This window comes from Pseudomonas sp. AKS31 (assembly GCF_023634765.1).
Taxonomy (GTDB): domain Bacteria; phylum Pseudomonadota; class Gammaproteobacteria; order Pseudomonadales; family Pseudomonadaceae; genus Aquipseudomonas.
The window spans coordinates 38,080-53,367 of the sequence record NZ_JAMLFX010000016.1 but is presented as its reverse complement, the minus strand read 5'-3'; the positions used below and the strand labels follow the sequence as shown (position 1 = coordinate 53,367).

The window sequence follows — 15,288 nt, the reverse complement described above, 5'->3', positions numbered from 1 at the left end:
AATCTTTCAGACAACTCGAATCCCTGTGGGAGCTGGCTTGCCAGCGATGAGGCCGTCACATTCAACATCGATGTTGAATGACTGACCGCCATCGCTGGCAAGCCAGCTCCCACAGGGTTTTGTGGCGTTGGGGATTTTGTGTGATTAGAAGCCTTGTGGGGTCGAGCGGGCGACGAGGGCTTCGACGTCCAGCCCACGCGGCAATGCTCCGTAGACTCGGCCGCCACCGCTCAGACGGCTGGCAATGAACGCATCACTGACCGCTGAATTCCCCGCCTCCAGCAACAGTTTGGCCTGCAAACCAAGCGCAATGTCTTCGGTCAGTTGCCGCGCCCGATACTGAATATCACTGGTGTCCTTGAATTGCGCCTGCAACTGCTGAATATGAGCGGTCAGCCGTTGGTCGCCATGCCCGTCACCGAGTTCGCTGAACAACACGTCCAGCACGCCCGGCTCTTTCGACAACGCCCGCAGCACGTCGAGGCACTGCACATTCCCCGAACCTTCCCACGTCGAATTCACCGGTGCCTCGCGATACAAGCGCGGCAGAATGCTGTCCTCGACATATCCGGCGCCGCCCATGCATTCCGCCGCTTCGTTGATCATCCCCGGCGCACGCTTGCAGATCCAGTATTTGCCCACCGCCGTCACCAACCGCGCAAATTGCGCTTCGTGGCGATCATCCAGATGATCCAGCGCCTTGCCCATGCGCAAACTCAGCGCCAGCGCGGCTTCGCTTTCCAGGGCCAGATCGGCCAGTACGTTTTGCATCAGCGGCTGCTCGCCGAGCAGTTTGCCGCCGACCTTACGGTGTGCGCAGTGGTGACTGGCCTGGGTCAGCGCCTGACGCATCAGCGCACTGGAGCCGACCATGCAATCAAAACGGGTCATCGCCACCATCTCGATAATGGTCGGCACGCCTCGCCCTTCTTCACCGACCATCCACGCCAGCGCACCACGGAACTCCACTTCGCTGGAGGCGTTGGATTGGTTGCCGAGTTTGTTTTTCAGGCGCTGGATGTAGAACTGATTGCGCGTGTCATCCGGGCGATGGCGTGGCAGCAGGAAGCAGCTCAAGCCCTTGTCGGTCTGCGCCAGCGTAAGGAAGGCATCGCACATCGGTGCCGAGCAGAACCACTTGTGCCCGACCAGTTCATACGCCTCGCCCGGGCCACTGGCGCCGACCGGGTAAGCCTTGGTGGTGTTGGCGCGCACGTCGGTGCCACCCTGTTTTTCGGTCATGGCCATACCGATGGTCACGCCGGCCTTGTGCGCCATGCCGACATTGCGCGGGTCGTATTCGCTGGCGAGGACTTTCGGTAGCCATTGCTCAGCGATATTCGCCTGCAAACGCAGAGCCGGCACACTGGCGAAGGTCATGGTCAACGGACAACCGCTGCCGGCTTCGGCCTGGCTGTGCAGATAGCTCATCGAGGCTCGCGCGACATGCGCGCCGTCCTGTGGATGAGTCCACGGCATCGACGTCAGACCATGCTCGATCGCCGTGCGCATCAACTGGTGATACGCCGGGTGAAACTCCACCAGATCAATGCGATGGCCGTAGCGATCGTGGCTGGCAAACACCGGTTTGTTTTGATTGGCGAGGAACCCGGCTTCCATCAACGGCCCCCCAGCGAGTGCACCGTAGGCATCGATCCGCGACTCCGCCCACCCGGCACCAAAGCGCCGCGACCACTCCTGCAACGGCAGGTCGATGCGGTACAGGTTGGTGCCGTCCAGCGACGGTGGCTGGTTAGTGACTTCGTGGGTTTCGGCGAACTGATGCAGGTTCATGACGGTACTCCTTGGTCATCCAGAAGGTCAGTTAAGCACCGCCCCAGGATCGATCAAAGTGTCATATCCGCCGAACTGGCGGCGCTTTTACCCTATCAGCAGCACAGCACCCGCCGCTCCAGCGCGGACTGCAACTCTTCGAATTTCACCGGTTTGTTCAAGTAATCGACAGGCGCGCCAGGTGTGCAAAGTTCCCGCTCAGCGGTCAGCGCGAGCATAAACACCGGCAGATTCGCGCAGCCCGGCAATGCATGAATCTGGCAGCACAGCGCTGCGCCCTCCTGAGCAGGTAGCTGGCAATCGATGAGCACTGCATCGAAGGTTTCACGCTGCAAACAATCCAGTGCCGCCACGCCGCTGTCGGCGGTGCGCACGCGAAAGCCGAGCTTGAGCAACATCCCGCGCATCACCAGTTGGTTGACGCTGTTGTCGTCCACCAGCAGCACTGTGCAGTCCTGCGCCGCACGTACCCAATCGTTCGAAGGCGCGGCGATCGGTGCAGATTCAACCGCCGGCAGTTCAAACTCGACGTCCAGTTGAAAACGGCTGCCACGCCCGGGTTCGGAGCGATGAGTAAGCTTGCCACCAAGCAGCTCGACCAACTGTCGGCAGATCGCCAGCCCCACGCCCAGGCCGCCGTATTCGCGGGTCATCGAACCGTCGAGCTGGAAGAAGCGCTGGTACATCGTCGCCTCGCCCAGATCGGTAAAACCGATGCCGGTGTCGATCACCGCAAATGACAACGCCAGACGATTGTCCGTCGATGGTTTGCCTGTCACGCGCAGCGCCAGCCCACCGACGCGAGTGAACTTGATCGCGTTGTCCAGCAGGCATTCCAGGCATTGCGCCAGTTTGGCGCTGTCGCCGTGCAGGCGATCCGGCAGGGTCGGCAGCACCTCGACCTTGAAGTCCAGCGACTTGCTCGCCGCGTTGCCGTCGAACTGCACTCGCAACGCCTCGACCACCGCACGCAGGCTGAAGCTGCCCGGCGAGGCCTTGAGCTTGCCGGCCTGCAATTCGGTGAGGGTGAGGATGCCGTTGACCATGCGCATCATGTCCCGCGCGGAACCGGCGGCGGTCTGCTGGTATTGCTCGAGTTCCGGATCCAGCTCGACGGTCTGCATCAGTTCCAGCGAACCGATCACACCGTTCATCGGCGTGCGCAGTTCGTGGGTCAGGGTCGCGAGGAATTCATCCTTGAGCTTGTTGCTGTGCGCCAGTTGCTGGTTGAGCACTTCGAGTTTCTGCCCGGCGTCGTACAAGGTCTGCGCCTGTTGCTCGCGCATTGCATTGATGCGGTCGGCCAGTGCCAGCGACAGCAGCGCGACTTCGATGGCCGAGCCGATCTGGCTGGCGTACATGGTCAGGAACACGTTCGGCAGCAGGCCGAGCACCATCAGCGTGTTGACGATGCCGCCGAGCAGAAATGCCGACCAGGCAATGATGAAATAACGCGCCACCCGCAAGCCGCGCCACCAGGCCAGAATCCCGGCGGCGAAAATCACTACGGTGAAGGTCAGCGCCAGTATCGTCGCCAGGCGCAGCGACAACGCGTAACTGGTCATCAGCGACAAGCCAACCACCAGCGCGCCGAACGCGATCAGTGCAATCAGCAAGCGATCGAGCCAGCGGCTGTGGTGTTTGGTCTGCAGGAAGCTACGAGCGAACTGACTGCCGAACAAGCCCGCGCAACCGATGAAGAACGGCGTGGCCGCGTTGGCCCACCACGGATTGTCCGGCCAGAAATACTCCACCGCCGCGCCATTCACCGACAACTGATAAAGGCCGAACGAAGCGATATAGAAGATGTAATAGAGGTAACTGGTGTCACGCACGCTCAGGTAGATGAACAGGTTGTAGACCAGCATCCCGAGCAGCACGCCATAAATGATGCCGAGCACATACAGGCGCACCGGCTGATCTTCGAGGTACGCCGTGCTCGACCACAACGTTACCGGTGCCTGAATCGAGCCTTCGCTGGCCAGTCGCAGGTACACGGTTTGCTGTTGATCGGGTTTGAATGAAAGGTCGAACAAATAGTTGTTCTGGCGGATCTCGCGACTGGCGAACGGCAAGGCATCGCCGGTCTGCCGGACGAGACGGTAGTCGCCACTGGCGTCAGGCAGATAGAGGTCGAGATGATCGAGCGGTGGATACGCCAGCTCCAGCAGCCAGGTGCGCTGGGCGGCGGAATTGCTCGGACGGTAATGCAGGTCGATCTTCAGCCAGAACGCCGAGCGCGAGTAACCGGCATTGAGCGTGGCTTTATCGTGGGCTTTGAAATGACCGGCAGCGGCCTGCGCGCGAACATCGGCAATGCTCGCCTGACCGCTCGGGTCTTCGAACACTTGCAGCGACCGGCCCAGAGGGAGGCTCTGGGTAAATTCGTCGAATTCGACGGCGCTCGCCATGAGGGGCAAGCAGAACAACAACATCAGCAAATAGCGCATTGAAGCCCCAGCGTGGCTCGTCCGGTTGTGTCAGGAAGCCCCCCCATTCCCTTTGAGTAGACGTAAAACCGGTATTACCTGTTATTGGTTTGGATCCAGACTAGCATAGCCGTTGATGGCCATTGAGCACCATCGAAATTTTTCCTACAAAGGCTCTAGAACGGGCGTTTCAGAGCAAAGCAGCGGGCTAGAGCTGTTGAGTTGGTCAAGAAGATCAAAAGATCGCAGCCTGCGGCAGCTCCTACATGGAAACGCGATCCTTGCAGAAGCTGGCGCAGGCTGCGATCTTTTGATCTTGCGCTACCGCCCACACCCGAAAATCAGCTTTGGTGGTAAGCTCGCGCACCATGAATATCTACAGCTCCCGCCCCGTTGTCCTCTGTCTCTCCGGCCACGACCCCAGTGGTGGCGCCGGCCTGCAGGCAGATATCGAAGCCTTGCTCGCGCAGGGTTGCCATGCGGCTCCGGCCGTCACCGCCCTGACCGTGCAAGACACCGTCAACGTCACTGACTTCCGCGTCCTCGACCGTGAGTGGGTACTGGCCCAGGCCAATGCCGTGCTCAACGACTCCGAAGTCGCGGCGGTCAAACTGGGCATGCTCGGTTCGCTGGAAATGGTCGACACCGTTGTCGAACTGCTTTCGGCGCACCCGCACTTGCCGGTGGTCTGCGACCCGGTGCTGCGCGCCGGTGGCGGCGGACGCCTGGGCAAGGACGAGGTCGGCTATGCGATGCGCGAGCGCCTGCTGCCGCTGTCGATCATTGCCACCCCCAACCTTCCCGAAGCGCGCATCCTCGCCGAACTGCCGGAAGGCACCGCCGACGAGTGCGCTGAAAAACTCCTGCCGTTCGTCAAGAACCTGCTGATCACCGGCGGCCACGGCGACGAAACTGAAATCCATAATCGCGTGTACAGCCGCGATGGTCTGCGTGAAACCTTTATCTGCCAGCGTCTGCCGGGCAGCTATCACGGCTCCGGCTGCACATTGGCCAGCGCTTTGGCCGGTCGTCTGGCTCAGGGCGAACATCTGGCCAGCGCTGTACGCAGTGCACTGGATTACACTTGGCGAACCCTGCGCGATGCCGAACAACTGGGCAAAGGCCAGTTCGTCCCGCGTCGTCTGCCGCTGGATTTTTGCTCGTAACGTCGTGAGGTCTGCCTGATGAAACTACGTGGCCTGTATGCCATTACCGACAGCACACTGCTGGCGGGCAAGTTTCTGTCGTACGTGGAGGCGGCGCTGGAAGGCGGCGTCACCCTGCTGCAATACCGCGACAAGAGCAGTGACGAGGCCCGTCGTCTGCGCGAGGCCGAAGCGTTGCGCAACTTGTGCGAGCGCTACAAGACGCAGCTGATCATCAACGATGATGCCGAACTGGCCGCGCGCCTCAACGTCGGCGTGCACTTGGGCCAGACCGACGGCCCACTATCGCCGACCCGCGCGCTGCTCGGTTCCAAAGCCATCATCGGTTCGACCTGCCACGCGCAAATCGCGCTGGCCGAACAAGCGGCCAAAGAGGGCGCGAGCTATGTCGCCTTCGGTCGCTTCTTCAACTCCAACACCAAGCCTGGCGCGCCGACCTGCAGCCTCGACCTGCTCGACGAGGCCAAACGTACGCTGCACCTGCCGATCTGCGCGATTGGCGGCATCACCCTCGACAACGCCGCGCCGCTGGTGGCCCGTGGGGTCGACCTGCTCGCTGTGGTTCACGGCCTGTTCGGCGCCGAAAACACCGCTGAAGTGACCCGCCGCGCCCGCGCGTTCAACGAATTACTGAAAATCTGATTTGAGAGCCCGATCATGTCTCGTTCCGAAACGCTGTTTGCCAATGCCCAGAAACACATTCCCGGAGGCGTGAACTCGCCGGTTCGCGCGTTCAAGAGCGTGGGCGGCACGCCGCTGTTCTTCAAGCACGCCGAAGGCGCTTACGTCACTGACGAAGACGACAAGCGTTATGTCGATTACGTCGGCTCGTGGGGGCCGATGATCCTCGGCCACAGCCACCCGGACGTGCTCGACGCCGTGCGCAATCAGCTGCAACACGGCCTGTCGTACGGCGCGCCGACCGCGATGGAAACCGAGATGGCCGATCTGGTCTGCTCGCTGGTGCCGTCGATGGACATGGTGCGCATGGTCAGCTCCGGCACCGAAGCAACCATGAGCGCGATCCGTCTGGCCCGTGGTTACACCGGCCGCGACAGCATCATCAAATTCGAAGGCTGCTACCACGGTCACTCCGACAGCCTGCTGGTCAAGGCCGGCTCCGGCGCATTGACCCAAGGCGTGCCAAGCTCGGCCGGTGTGCCGGCAGCGTTCGCCAAACACACCCTGACCCTGCCGTTCAACGACATCGACGCTGTGGAAAAGATGCTCGCTGAAGTCGGCCAGGAAGTGGCCTGCATCATCGTTGAGCCGGTGGCCGGCAACATGAACTGCGTACCTCCGGCGCCGGGCTTCCTCGAAGGTTTGCGTTCGCTGTGCGACAAGCATGGTGTGGTGCTGATTTTCGACGAAGTGATGACCGGTTTCCGCGTCGCCCTCGGCGGTGCTCAGGCGTACTACGGGGTCAATCCTGACCTGACCACGTTCGGCAAGATCATCGGCGGCGGCATGCCGGTCGGCTGCTTCGGCGGCAAGCGTGAAATCATGCAGCGCATCGCGCCGCTGGGCCCGGTGTATCAGGCCGGCACGCTGTCGGGTAACCCATTGGCCATGGCCGCCGGTTTGACCACCCTGCGTCTGATCAGCCGTCCGGGTTTCCACGCCGAGCTGACCGACTACACCACGCGTCTGCTCGACGGTCTGCAACAGCGCGCTGATGCAGCTGGCATTCCGTTCGTGACCACTCAGGCAGGCGGCATGTTCGGTCTGTACTTCAGCGGCGCCGATGACATCGTCACCTTTGAAGACGTGATGGCCAGCGACGCCGCGCTGTTCGGTCGTTTCTTCCACTTGATGCTGGAAGGTGGCGTGTACCTGGCACCAAGCGCCTTCGAAGCCGGTTTCACTTCGATTGCCCACGGTGAAGCCGAGTTGCAACTGACCCTGGACGCTGCCGAGCGCGCCTTCGCCGCATTGAAATAATCGTCGCACCGCTGACGTTGGCTATCGCCAGCGTCAGCTTTCACCTACACCCACGCCGTTTTTCCCACCCTCCTGCTAAAAATCTCCCCTAAAGCGGGCGATATATTCCCCGCGCAGCAGAAAAACGAGTAAAGACTTTGTAAGGTTGGCCCTGCTTATTTCATAATGCGCGCTTATTGGATCCCTCGATGGGTCCGCGTGCCCTTCAGAGGTAAGTCGATTCCCATGAACCGCACCGGCCGCACCCTTGCCTTGGGCTGCCTGTTGCTCCTTCAGCCCCTGCTCGCGCATGCACAAGCAGGCGGCAACTCGTTGTTGATCCCGGCGATGGGTCGTTGCACCCTCAATACTCAGCCGCAAGACGTCACGCAGGCACTGGCCGCCTGCCAGAAAGCGGCGGACGAAGGGGATGCACAAGCGCAATACGAGTTGGGTGAGTTCTACTACGACGGCAAGAACGCGCCGCGCGACCTCAATCAAGCCCTGAGCTATTTCGAAAAAGCCTCGCTGCAAGGCCACGCTCAGGCGCAATTCAAACTCGGCACCATGTTCTTCCACGGTGAAGGCGTGCAGGCCAACAATATCCAGGCGTATATCGTGCTGAAGATGGCTGCGGTCAACGGTGCCGAAGATGCACTGGACACGGCCGACGAAGTCGCCGAAAAAATGTCCCGCGAAGATCTCGAAACCGCGACCCAGGTGCTCGGGCAAATTTTCCGTAAATACCTGATGGAACTGCAGAGCGCCGATGGGCGTACGCCGTTCTCGCCTCTTCCCTGATCAGCGATCGTTCCCACGCTCTGCGTGGGAATGATCAGCATCCAGAATCTGCTGTTACTTCTCAGGCATCGGCATCGGAAACGGCATCACATTGCCGACCGCGCCGCGGGCTTCGCTGATTTTCGGCGTGCCCAGACGTTCCACCTCGTCGATGCGCACGATCGAATGCATCGGCACAAAGCTGCGCACCACGCCTTCGAACTGCGCCTTGAGCTTTTCTTCGCTCGGGTCGACGACCACTTGCGTGCGCTCGCCAAAGACGAACTCTTCCACTTCCAGAAAACCCCACAGATCACTTTGATAGATCTGCTTGGCGTACATTTCGAACACCTGGCCCTGGTTGAGGAAAATCACCTTATAGATTGGAGCTTCGCGTTTGGTCATGGCGGGGGGATAACATCGGGGATAAAAATGAGGGCGCAAACTATAGCATAGCCACCGGACGCGCAGCGGTAGGAACCTGAGGGCTTGTTCCCTATAATGCGCGGTTCTTTGAATCACGTGATGACCCTAATCCATGGCCAAGAAGCTTTACATCGAAACCCACGGTTGCCAGATGAACGAGTACGACAGCTCGCGCATGGTCGATCTGCTGGGTGAACATCAGGCCCTGGAAGTCACCGCGCGCGCGGAAGACGCCGACGTGATTCTGCTCAACACCTGCTCGATCCGCGAGCGCGCTCAGGACCGGGTGTACTCGCAACTGGGTCGCTGGCGCGAACTGAAACTGGCCAACCCGGACATGGTGATCGCCGTCGGCGGTTGCGTGGCCAGCCAGGAAGGCGCGGCGATCCGTGATCGCGCACCGTACGTCGACGTGGTCTTCGGTCCGCAGACCCTGCACCGTCTGCCGGAAATGATCGACGCCGCGCGCAGCAGCAAGCTGCCGCAAGTCGACGTGTCGTTCCCGGAAATCGAAAAATTCGACCATTTGCCCGAGCCACGCATCGACGGCCCGAGTGCTTATGTATCGGTAATGGAAGGTTGCAGCAAGTACTGCACGTTCTGCGTGGTGCCTTACACCCGTGGCGAAGAAGTCAGCCGGCCGTTCGACGACGTGATCGCCGAGATCATCCACCTCGCCGAAAACGGCGTGCGTGAAGTGACCCTGCTGGGGCAGAACGTCAACGGCTATCGCGGCACCACCCACGATGGTCGCTTGGCCGATCTGGCGGAGCTGATCCGCGTTGTCGCTGCCGTCGATGGTATCGACCGCATCCGCTACACCACTTCGCACCCGCTGGAGTTCTCCGACAGCCTGATCCAGGCCCATGCCGAAGTGCCGGAGCTGGTGAAACACCTGCACTTGCCGGTGCAATCGGGTTCGGACCGGATTCTGGCGGCGATGAAGCGCAACCACACCGCGCTGGAATACAAGTCCAAGCTGCGCAAACTGCGCGCCGCTGTACCGGGCATCTGCATCAGCTCTGACTTCATCGTCGGCTTCCCCGGCGAGACCGAGAAAGACTTCGAACAGACCATGAAGCTGATTGCCGATGTCGGTTTCGACTTCTCCTATTCCTTCGTTTACAGCCAGCGCCCGGGCACGCCGGCGGCCGATCTGGCCGACGACACCCCGGAAGAGCTGAAGAAAGAACGCCTGAATGCCTTGCAACATCGCCTGAACCAGCAAGGTTTCGAGATCAGCCGACAAATGGTCGGTTCGATCCAGCGCATTCTGGTCACCGATTACTCGAAGAAAGACCCGGGCGAACTGCAAGGGCGCACCGAGAATAATCGTATCGTCAATTTCCGCTGCGATAATCCGACCCTGATTGGCCAGTTCGCCGACGTGCACATCGACGCGGCGCAACCGCACTCGCTGCGCGGCTCGCTGATCCAATAAATGCAAAAGATCGCAGCCTTCGGCAGCTCCTGCATGGATTACATTCCCCTGTAGGAGCTGCCGAAGGCTGCGATATTGACGGTCTCGACGCCAAGAATATTTAAGAGCTTTCGCACCCAAGCCTCTGGCGTTATCCTTGATTTCATCTCAATTGCCCCAGGGCGGCTAAATACGACCTTGAACGCTCCCATAGAACCACATCGTTTTATTCTCGAGCCCTTTGAGGCTCATCGCTTCGCCAATCTGTGCGGGCAATTCGACGAGCATTTGCGCTTGATCGAACAGCGCCTGAGCATCGAGATCCGCAACCGCGGAAACCAGTTCGAGCTGATCGGCGACTCCAAGCACACCACGTCTGCGGAAAATCTGATTCGCCGCCTGTACCGCGAAACCAAGGGTACGGAGTTGTCGCCAGATATGGTTCACCTGTTTCTGCAGGAATCAGCCGTCGTCGAGCTGGACAACCACGCTCCCGCGGAAGCCTCCGTCGCCCTGCGCACCAAAAAAGGCATGATTCGCCCTCGCGGCTTGAATCAGTTGCGCTACGTGAAGGAAATACTCGGTAACGACATCAATTTCGGCATAGGCCCGGCCGGTACCGGCAAGACCTATCTGGCCGTGGCCTGCGCGGTCGATGCACTGGAGCGCGAGCAGATCCGCCGCATCCTGCTGGTGCGCCCGGCGGTTGAGGCGGGTGAAAAGCTCGGTTTCCTGCCCGGCGATCTGTCGCAGAAGATCGACCCGTACCTGCGCCCGCTCTATGACGCACTCTACGAAATGCTCGGCTTCGAATACGTGGCCAAGCTGATCGAACGTCAAGTGATCGAAGTTGCGCCGCTGGCCTACATGCGCGGTCGTACGCTGAACAACAGCTTCATCATTCTCGACGAAAGCCAGAACACCACCGTCGAACAGATGAAAATGTTCCTGACCCGGATCGGCTTCGGTTCCACTGCAGTCATTACCGGCGACATCACCCAGGTCGACCTGCCGCGTGGCACCAAGTCGGGCCTGCACCATGTGATCGAAGTCCTCAAAGACGTGCCGGGCATCAGCTTCACGCACTTCCAGCCTAAAGACGTCGTGCGCCATCCTCTGGTACAGCGGATCGTCGAAGCCTACGAGCGCTTCGAAAACCGTGACGAAGCACCCAAGGAAACCTCGCGCGATGCTTGAGCTGGATCTGCAAATCGCGACCGAAGCGTCTGCGCCGAGTGAAGCCGACTTCCGCCTGTGGTGCGAACTGGCTCTGCGCCAGCGCACCGCTGACTCGGAAATGACCATTCGTCTGGTCGACGAGGAAGAAGGCCGTGAGCTCAATCACACCTGGCGCCAGAAGGATTACGCGACCAATGTCCTGTCGTTCCCGGCTGACGTGCCCGACGAGTTTCTCGATATCCCGCTGCTCGGCGATCTGGTGATCTGCGTGGCCGTGGTTGAGCGCGAAGCCGCCGAACAAGGCAAGGAACTAAAGGCCCACTGGGCACATCTGGTCATTCACGGCTGCTTGCATCTGCTTGGTTACGACCATATAGATGACGAAGAAGCCGAAGAAATGGAAGCACTGGAACGCGAGTTGCTTGGCGAATTGGGTTATCCCGATCCGTACGCGGACGACGAACCCGAAACATCCCCTATCGTTACAACAAAGGATTCAGAGTAATCGCTATGAGCGAAGATCGATCGAGCAACGGGCAAAAGTCATGGCTGGGTAAACTGACCCAGGCTTTTGCCCACGAGCCGAAGAACCGCCAGGAGCTGCTTGAGCTGCTGCGTGATGCACATCAGAACAAACTGCTGGACAGTGAAGCGCTGGCCATCGTCGAAGGCGCCATTCAGGTGGCTGACCTGCAAGTTCGCGACATCATGGTGCCGCGTTCGCAGATGATCAGCATCAAGGCGACCCAGACTCCCCGTGAATTCCTCCCGGCCGTGGTCGACTCGGCCCACTCGCGCTATCCGGTCATCGGCGAAAGTCATGACGACGTGATGGGTGTGCTGCTGGCCAAGGATCTGCTGCCGCTGATCCTCAAAGAGAACGGCGACAGCTTCAACATCAAGGATCTGCTGCGCCCGGCTACCTTCGTGCCGGAGTCCAAGCGTCTGAACGTGTTGCTGCGCGAGTTCCGCGCCAACCACAACCACATGGCCATCGTCATTGACGAATACGGCGGCGTGGCCGGTCTGGTGACCATCGAAGACGTGCTGGAACAGATCGTCGGCGATATCGAAGACGAGCACGACGTCGAAGAAGACAGCTACATCAAGCCGCTGCCCAGCGGTGACTTCCTGATCAAGGCCCTGACGCCGATCGAGAACTTCAACGAGTTCTTCGACAGCGAATTCTCCGACGACGAGTTCGACACGGTCGGCGGCCTGGTGATGAGCGCGTTCGGGCACTTGCCAAAACGCAACGAAATCACTGAAATCGGCGCCTATCGTTTCCGCATTCTGAACGCCGACAGCCGTCGGATTCATTTGCTGCGACTGACGCCAATTGCTCGTTAATTCTAAGGACTGAAATGCGCTGGACAACCCGCCCCGGCTGGCCCGGTAATCTGCTGGCCGTGGCGGCCGGTGCAATCACCACCTTCGCTCTCGCGCCGTTCAACATCTGGCCGCTGGCTCTGCTGGCGGTCGGCTTGTTCTATGCCGGTTTGCGCGAGCTGAGCCCGCGTCAGGCGCTGGGCCGTGGCTGGTGCTTCGGTTTCGGCCTGTTCGGTGCCGGCACCAGCTGGATCTATTACAGCATCCACCATTTCGGTGGTGCCTCGGTGCTGTTGGCCGGTTTCCTGATGTTGTTGTTTACCGCAGCGATCGCGTTTTTCTTCGCCCTGCCCGGGTGGGTCTGGGCGCGCTGGTTGCGCCGCAACGAGGCTCCGCTGGCCGACGCGCTGGCGTTTGCCGCGTTGTGGGTCGGTCAGGAAGCGTTTCGCGGCTGGTTCCTCACTGGCTTTCCGTGGTTGTACTCGGGCTACAGCCAGCTCGACGGCCCGTTGGCCGGGCTCGCGCCAGTCGGTGGCATGTGGCTGGTGTCGTTCGTGCTGGCATTGACCGCAGCACTGATCTACAACGCGCCACGCCTGCTGCAAACCGGCCGCAAAGGTTTTGTCGCTGCCGGTCTGGTGCTGTTGGTGGGGCCATGGCTGGCTGGCATTGTGCTCAAGGGCCACGCCTGGACCAGCCCGTCCGGCGCACCACTGAGCGTTGCCGCGATTCAAGGCAACGTCGCGCAAAGCATGAAATGGGACCCGGCCGAACTCAATGCGCAACTGGCGCTGTACCGCGATCTGAGCTTCCGTTCGAAACCGGTGGACCTGTTGATCTGGCCGGAAACCGCCGTGCCAGTGCTCAAGGAGTCCGCCGAAGGCTACCTGAACATGATGGGCACCTTCGCCGCCGAGCGTAAATCGGCGTTGATCACGGGGGTGCCGATCCGCCAGACGGTGCACGGCGAAAGACGCTTCTTCAATGGCATCACCGTGGTCGGCGAAGGCGATGGCACCTACCTGAAGCAGAAACTGGTGCCGTTCGGTGAATACGTGCCGTTGCAGGATGTATTGCGCGGGCTGATCGCCTTCTTCGACCTGCCAATGTCCGACTTCGCCCGTGGCCCGGCCGATCAGGCGTTGTTGCAGGCCAAGGGTTATCAGATCGCACCGTTCATCTGCTACGAAGTGGTGTATCCAGAGTTTGCCGCCAGCTTGTCAGCGCGCAGCGATTTGCTGCTGACGATCAGCAACGACACCTGGTTCGGCACCTCGATTGGCCCGCTGCAACATCTGCAGATGGCGCAGATGCGTGCGCTTGAGGCCGGACGCTGGATGATCCGCGCGACCAACAATGGTGTGACCGGACTGATCAACCCGTTCGGGCAGATCACCGAACAGATCCCGCAGTTTGAACAGGGCATTCTGTACGGTGAAGTGGTGCCGATGCACAACCTGACGCCGTACCTGCAATGGCGCTCGTGGCCATTGATCATCCTGTGCGTGCTGTTGTTTGGCTGGGCACTGATGGCTAGCCGGATGTCAAAAACCCTCTAAAGCAAAAGATCGCAGCCTGCAGCAGCTCCTACACAGAATTTGTATTTTCCCTGTAGGAGCTGCCGCAGGCTGCGATCTTTTGATCTTCAGCGGTAAAACAGCGAATACCCCACCTGCCCAACCGCCTCATTCAATAATTGCCCGCTCTGCCAGATCGACTTGAACTCCGGCAGCCAGCCACCAAACGGCCTTGCGTTATCGGTGCCCAGAAACCCGACCGGCGCTGGCACCACCTCAAAACCCGCCTGTTGAAAACTCCACACCGAGCGCGGCATGTGCCAGGCCTGTGTCACGACCACCACGCGCTTGATCCCCTGCGGCAACAAGATATCGGCGGTAAACTTGGCGTTTTCCCACGTGGTACGGCTCTCACCTTCTTGCCAACGCACAGTCACACCGAAATCGTCGCGCAGCGAATCCGCCATCAACTTCGCCTCGGTCGGCGGCGTACCGTAATGCAAGCCACCCGTGGTCAGAATCGGCAAACCGGATGCCTTCGCCAGCCGTGCCGCATACCGCTGACGCTCAAGCCCCACACCGGTCGGCTGATCCTCTCCCCAGGCCAGATCACCGCGCTCGCGACCGGAACCCAGCACTACGATCGCATCGGCCCGTTGCGCCAGCGTCGCCCATTCTTCACGGGCCAGCGGTGGTTCGCGCTCAAGTGCTTTGGCGCCCCCCTGCACGACCACCGGCAGGCTCATCAGCCACAGGCCGCCAAAGCCAAGGGCAAAACACACGCCCGCTAGTCGCGGCCGCGAGCGGCGCAGCCACCACGCAGCCAGCAACAGCAGTAAAAGAATGCCGGGCGGCAATAAAAGTTGTTTGATGAAATAACGAAAAGGCATCGAGCATCTCCACAGATGCCCGAAGCCTAAGAGTGTTAATAAAGCGTTACAACCAATAGGTGGGATCCTGTTGAAAAAGATCCGGTTCTTGACCTGCCATGCGCTTACTTGGCCTGCACAGAGCGAACCTTGACGGTGTCTCTGCCGGGTGCCTTGTCCTTGAGCCAGATGACCTTGGCCGAATGTGTTGCATCGAGTTGCTTCACTGCCTGTGACAAGCAACCGTGCGTTTCACGTTCACTGCGATCCAGATAGGCCTTGACCAGTTTGAACTCGGCGGGGCTCAAGCCACGCAATTCCAGTTCCAGGGGGCGCTCGTCGCGCAGCCGGTCAGCGGTTTTTACAGCGTCCAGGGCCACACCCAGACGATCGATCAACCTTTCGTACAACTCGGGTTTCGTCACGTTTTTTTGCCGTTGCTCCACCATCCCTCACCTC

At 60.3% G+C, this 15,288-nt stretch carries 14 protein-coding genes; 9 read left to right on the top strand and 5 right to left on the bottom strand.

The window, feature by feature from the left end; all coding sequences use genetic code 11:
- Nucleotides 1-144 precede the first annotated feature (144 nt).
- Both M9827_RS25115 and M9827_RS25110 read right to left on the bottom strand, forming a co-directional pair.
- A complete protein-coding gene (locus M9827_RS25115; protein ID WP_250607801.1) occupies nucleotides 145-1,794 on the bottom strand; it encodes an acyl-CoA dehydrogenase family protein in 1,650 nt (549 codons plus the stop codon).
- Nucleotides 1,795-1,889: 95 nt separating this feature from the next.
- Nucleotides 1,890-4,244, bottom strand: a complete 2,355-nt coding sequence (locus M9827_RS25110) for a hybrid sensor histidine kinase/response regulator (RefSeq protein ID WP_250607799.1) — start codon at nucleotides 4,242-4,244, stop codon at nucleotides 1,890-1,892.
- A 347-nt stretch (nucleotides 4,245-4,591) separates the two neighbouring features.
- Here M9827_RS25110 and M9827_RS25105 point away from each other — a divergent pair, with 347 nt between their 5' ends.
- From M9827_RS25105 to M9827_RS25090, 4 genes are all read left to right on the top strand, one after another.
- Nucleotides 4,592-5,389 (top strand): hydroxymethylpyrimidine/phosphomethylpyrimidine kinase, encoded by a 798-nt coding sequence (locus M9827_RS25105; protein ID WP_007909650.1) that lies wholly within the window; start codon nucleotides 4,592-4,594, stop codon nucleotides 5,387-5,389.
- 18 nt (nucleotides 5,390-5,407) lie between these two features.
- Entirely contained in the window at nucleotides 5,408-6,031 is a 624-nt protein-coding gene (gene thiE, locus M9827_RS25100) for a thiamine phosphate synthase (protein ID WP_250607797.1), read from the top strand.
- A gap of 15 nt (nucleotides 6,032-6,046) precedes the next feature.
- Nucleotides 6,047-7,330 carry a glutamate-1-semialdehyde 2,1-aminomutase gene (gene hemL, locus M9827_RS25095; RefSeq protein ID WP_250607795.1) on the top strand — a complete coding sequence of 428 codons (1,284 nt, stop codon included), beginning with the start codon at nucleotides 6,047-6,049 and terminating at the stop codon, nucleotides 7,328-7,330.
- A 225-nt stretch (nucleotides 7,331-7,555) separates the two neighbouring features.
- Nucleotides 7,556-8,110 carry a tetratricopeptide repeat protein gene (locus M9827_RS25090; RefSeq protein WP_250607793.1) on the top strand — a complete coding sequence of 185 codons (555 nt, stop codon included), beginning with the start codon at nucleotides 7,556-7,558 and terminating at the stop codon, nucleotides 8,108-8,110.
- Nucleotides 8,111-8,164: 54 nt separating this feature from the next.
- Here M9827_RS25090 and M9827_RS25085 read toward each other — a convergent pair whose 3' ends face one another.
- Entirely contained in the window at nucleotides 8,165-8,494 is a 330-nt protein-coding gene (locus tag M9827_RS25085; protein ID WP_003185742.1) for a DUF1820 family protein, read from the bottom strand.
- Nucleotides 8,495-8,627: 133 nt separating this feature from the next.
- Here M9827_RS25085 and miaB point away from each other — a divergent pair, with 133 nt between their 5' ends.
- The 5 genes from miaB to lnt all read left to right on the top strand — a co-directional run bounded on the left by miaB (nucleotide 8,628) and on the right by lnt (nucleotide 14,002).
- Nucleotides 8,628-9,956 carry a tRNA (N6-isopentenyl adenosine(37)-C2)-methylthiotransferase MiaB gene (miaB, locus tag M9827_RS25080; RefSeq protein ID WP_064589373.1) on the top strand — a complete coding sequence of 443 codons (1,329 nt, stop codon included), beginning with the start codon at nucleotides 8,628-8,630 and terminating at the stop codon, nucleotides 9,954-9,956.
- A gap of 177 nt (nucleotides 9,957-10,133) precedes the next feature.
- Nucleotides 10,134-11,132 carry a PhoH family protein gene (locus M9827_RS25075; protein ID WP_250607791.1) on the top strand — a complete coding sequence of 333 codons (999 nt, stop codon included), beginning with the start codon at nucleotides 10,134-10,136 and terminating at the stop codon, nucleotides 11,130-11,132.
- Nucleotides 11,125-11,619, top strand: a complete 495-nt coding sequence (gene ybeY / locus M9827_RS25070) for an rRNA maturation RNase YbeY (protein ID WP_250607789.1) — start codon at nucleotides 11,125-11,127, stop codon at nucleotides 11,617-11,619. The genes M9827_RS25075 and ybeY overlap by 8 nt, the downstream gene beginning before the upstream one ends.
- A gap of 5 nt (nucleotides 11,620-11,624) precedes the next feature.
- On the top strand, nucleotides 11,625-12,464 hold the full coding sequence (locus M9827_RS25065; RefSeq protein ID WP_007909641.1) for a CorC family transporter: 840 nt from the start codon (nucleotides 11,625-11,627) through the stop codon (nucleotides 12,462-12,464).
- Between the two features lie 14 nt (nucleotides 12,465-12,478).
- Complete coding sequence (lnt, locus tag M9827_RS25060) at nucleotides 12,479-14,002, top strand: apolipoprotein N-acyltransferase (protein WP_250607787.1); 1,524 nt, start codon at nucleotides 12,479-12,481, stop codon at nucleotides 14,000-14,002.
- Between the two features lie 86 nt (nucleotides 14,003-14,088).
- On the opposite strand, the gene M9827_RS25055 is transcribed toward lnt, so the two are convergent.
- Together M9827_RS25055 and M9827_RS25050 are read right to left on the bottom strand one after the other, a co-directional pair.
- Nucleotides 14,089-14,850 carry a YdcF family protein gene (locus tag M9827_RS25055; protein ID WP_250607784.1) on the bottom strand — a complete coding sequence of 254 codons (762 nt, stop codon included), beginning with the start codon at nucleotides 14,848-14,850 and terminating at the stop codon, nucleotides 14,089-14,091.
- A 104-nt stretch (nucleotides 14,851-14,954) separates the two neighbouring features.
- Nucleotides 14,955-15,278, bottom strand: coding sequence for a hypothetical protein (locus M9827_RS25050; protein WP_250607781.1), 324 nt, complete (start codon nucleotides 15,276-15,278; stop codon nucleotides 14,955-14,957).
- Nucleotides 15,279-15,288: the final 10 nt, after the last annotated feature.

Bases quoted from the DNA above. Each gene is read 5' to 3' on its own strand.
- M9827_RS25115 (WP_250607801.1), bottom strand. From the start codon at position 1,794: ATGAACCTGCATCAGTTCGCCGAAACCCACGAAGTCACTAACCAGCCA.
- M9827_RS25110 (WP_250607799.1), bottom strand. From the start codon at position 4,244: ATGCGCTATTTGCTGATGTTGTTGTTCTGCTTGCCCCTCATGGCGAGC.
- M9827_RS25105 (WP_007909650.1), top strand. From the start codon at position 4,592: ATGAATATCTACAGCTCCCGCCCCGTTGTCCTCTGTCTCTCCGGCCAC.
- thiE (WP_250607797.1), top strand. From the start codon at position 5,408: ATGAAACTACGTGGCCTGTATGCCATTACCGACAGCACACTGCTGGCG.
- hemL (WP_250607795.1), top strand. From the start codon at position 6,047: ATGTCTCGTTCCGAAACGCTGTTTGCCAATGCCCAGAAACACATTCCC.
- M9827_RS25090 (WP_250607793.1), top strand. From the start codon at position 7,556: ATGAACCGCACCGGCCGCACCCTTGCCTTGGGCTGCCTGTTGCTCCTT.
- M9827_RS25085 (WP_003185742.1), bottom strand. From the start codon at position 8,494: ATGACCAAACGCGAAGCTCCAATCTATAAGGTGATTTTCCTCAACCAG.
- miaB (WP_064589373.1), top strand. From the start codon at position 8,628: ATGGCCAAGAAGCTTTACATCGAAACCCACGGTTGCCAGATGAACGAG.
- ybeY (WP_250607789.1), top strand. From the start codon at position 11,125: ATGCTTGAGCTGGATCTGCAAATCGCGACCGAAGCGTCTGCGCCGAGT.
- M9827_RS25065 (WP_007909641.1), top strand. From the start codon at position 11,625: ATGAGCGAAGATCGATCGAGCAACGGGCAAAAGTCATGGCTGGGTAAA.
- lnt (WP_250607787.1), top strand. From the start codon at position 12,479: ATGCGCTGGACAACCCGCCCCGGCTGGCCCGGTAATCTGCTGGCCGTG.
- M9827_RS25055 (WP_250607784.1), bottom strand. From the start codon at position 14,850: ATGCCTTTTCGTTATTTCATCAAACAACTTTTATTGCCGCCCGGCATT.
- M9827_RS25050 (WP_250607781.1), bottom strand. From the start codon at position 15,278: ATGGTGGAGCAACGGCAAAAAAACGTGACGAAACCCGAGTTGTACGAA.